The 257-nt window shown below is 63.8% G+C and carries 1 pseudogene; it reads right to left on the reverse strand.

Annotated elements, in window-relative coordinates:
• Positions 1-257: pseudogene (locus AC0L23_RS40160) on the reverse strand (IS21 family transposase); the annotation flags it as partial.

A 257-nucleotide genomic window follows, 5' to 3' on the forward strand; every position in this document is an offset into this window, starting at 1 on the left:
GTGCCGCTCAGCAGGACGACCTCGTGGCTCCAGTCGAACTGGTAGGCTTCGCCTGGTGCAAAGCTCAGCGGCACATACGCCGACGCTGTCGAGGTGCTGCGTTCCTTGCTCCACCGTCGTGCGTATCGACGAACCGCATCATAGCCGCCGGCATAACCGAGGCCGCGAAGCTCTTCGAATAGCCGGATCAGCGTCAGCCGTTCCCGCGCCGCCTTGCTCTCATTCCCTGCCAGCAACCGGTCAAGCTCGGCACTCCA

This window comes from Bradyrhizobium sp. MI1.4, assembly GCF_055811315.1.